The 2,160-nt window shown below is 65.6% G+C and carries 3 protein-coding genes; 2 read left to right on the top strand and 1 reads right to left on the bottom strand.

Annotated elements, in window-relative coordinates; all coding sequences use genetic code 11:
- On the top strand, positions 1-423 hold a 423-nt coding region (locus tag MOV74_RS36670), incomplete at its 5' end, for a substrate-binding domain-containing protein (RefSeq protein WP_246932206.1).
- A 103-nt stretch (positions 424-526) separates the two neighbouring features.
- Positions 527-1,741 carry an ABC transporter substrate-binding protein gene (locus MOV74_RS36665; RefSeq protein ID WP_246932204.1) on the top strand — a complete coding sequence of 405 codons (1,215 nt, stop codon included), beginning with the start codon at positions 527-529 and terminating at the stop codon, positions 1,739-1,741.
- Positions 1,742-1,760: 19 nt separating this feature from the next.
- On the opposite strand, the gene MOV74_RS36660 is transcribed toward MOV74_RS36665, so the two are convergent.
- On the bottom strand, positions 1,761-2,160 hold a 400-nt coding region (locus MOV74_RS36660; RefSeq protein ID WP_246932202.1), incomplete at its 5' end, for a TAXI family TRAP transporter solute-binding subunit.

Raw genomic sequence — 2,160 nt, 5'->3', positions numbered from 1 at the left:
AATCCCAAGCACCTGCACGGCCTGACCGACGTGCTCGCGCGCGGCGCCAAAATGGCGAGGCGGCAGCAGGGCACGGGCGCGCAGATGCTGCTCGACGTGCTGTTGAAGCGCGCGGGCGCCTCGACGCGTGATTTGCGGCGGGCCGAGGTGCCGTGCCTGACGGGTCCGGACCTTGCCGAACTGGTCCGCGCCGGCCAGGCCGATTGCGGCATTGCGACCCGCGCCACCGCGCGCTCGGCCGGTTTGGATTTCGTGCCGCTGGTCTGGGAGAACTTTGACCTCGCGATGCGGCAGCGCAGCTATTTCCGCCCCGCCATGCAGGCCCTGCTCCGCTTCCTGGACGAACGGCGGCTGCGGCAGCGCGCCGAGGAGCTGACCGGCTATGATCCCTCATCCGCAGGACAGATCCGCTTCGCAGCCTGACATTGACGCCCGCCCCAAAATAGTTGCAAAAGAAACCAATTCAGCCGGGCCGTACCCGGCAAAAAGCAACACCGGCCAACGCGCCGGATCAGGGAGGACAAGCGTGAATCCAACCAGATTTGGACTACCGGTCGCGGCCGCCTTGACGGCGGCTCTGATGTCAGGCGCCGCAATGGCGCAGGTGTCCGACGATGTCGTCAAGATCGGCGTGCTCACCGACATGAACGGCCCGGCCTCCGCGCCGACCGGCCAGGGCTCGGTGACGGCGGCGCAGATGGCGATCGACGATTTCGGCGGCACCGTGCTCGGCAAGCCGATCAGCATCGTGATAGGCGACCATCAGCTCAAGGCCGACATCGGCGGCACCATCGCGCGGCGGTGGTACGACGTCGACCAGGTCGATCTGATCGTCGACGTGCCGGTCTCGGCGGTCGGGCTTGCGGTGCAGAACGTCGCCAACGAGAAGAAGCGGCTGTTCATCACCCACTCGACCGGCACCGCCGATTTCCACGGCAAGTTCTGCTCGCCCTATGCGATCCAGTGGGTGTTCGACACCCGCGCGCTCGCGGTCGGCACCGCGGATGCGGTGGTCAAGCGCGGCGGCGACAGCTGGTTCTTCATCACCGACGACTACGCCTTCGGCCATTCGCTGGAGCGCGACGCCTCCGCGGTCGTCACCGCCAATGGCGGCAAGGTGCTGGGCTCGGTGCGGCCGCCGCTGGCAACACCGGACCTCTCTTCCTTCGTGCTGCAGGCGCAGGCGTCCAAGGCCAAGATCATCGGCATTGCCGCCGGTCCCCCCAACAACATGAACGAGATCAAGACCGGCTCGGAGTTCGGCGTGTTCAAGGGCGGCCAGCAGATGGCGGCGCTGCTGGCGCTGATCACCGACATCCACGGCCTCGGCCTGCAGGCGGCGCAAGGCCTGCTCCTGACGACGTCGTTCTATTGGGACATGGACGACAAGACCCGCGAATGGTCGAAGCGCTATTTCGCCAAGATGAACAAGATGCCGTCGATGTGGCAGGCCGGCGTCTATTCGAGCGTGATGCACTATCTCAACGCCATCAAGGAAAGCGGCACCGACGACCCGCTCAAGGTCGCCGCCAAGATGCGCGAGAAGCCGATCGAGGATTTCTTCGCTCGCAACGGCAAATTGCGCGAGGACAATCTGATGGTGCACGATCTCTGGCTGGTGCAGGTGAAGACACCGGAGGAGAGCAAATATCCGTGGGACTATTACAAGATCCTCACGACGATCTCCGGCGACAAGGCGTTCGGTCCGCCGGACCAGGCGTGTGCGCTGGTGAAGAAGTGACGATCGCTTAAGGCGACCGTCACCTCACCACGCCGATCTCGCGAAAATACTTCATCACGCCGGGATGGATCAGCTCCGGCCTCGGCGCGGCCGCGACCGTATTCGCGGCTGTGGTCTCGCAGGCCTGGGCGAGCTTCTTGCAAAACGTCGCCTCGTTGCCGTGCAGCGTCTTCGCGAGGCGATAGGCGACATCATCCGGCAAATCCTCGCGCGTCAGCACGAAGCTCCAGGAGCCGAGCGAGGCGATCGGTGCAGTCTGCGTCGGATAGCTGTTGGCCGGCACGGTCAGCGGCTTCAGGAATGCATGCTTGGCGCGGATGCGCGCGATCTCCTCCGCGCTCGGCGCGATGAAGCGCGCGCCTGAGGCGCTCGATGCGACCGCGGCGAAACCGGGCCAGCCGATGCCGGCGCCCCAAAGC

It is taken from the genome of Bradyrhizobium sp. SHOUNA76 (genome assembly GCF_023006445.1).
GTDB lineage: Bacteria > Pseudomonadota > Alphaproteobacteria > Rhizobiales > Xanthobacteraceae > Bradyrhizobium.
Note: the sequence above shows the minus strand (reverse complement) of the source record. Positions and strands in the feature narration are given on the sequence as shown.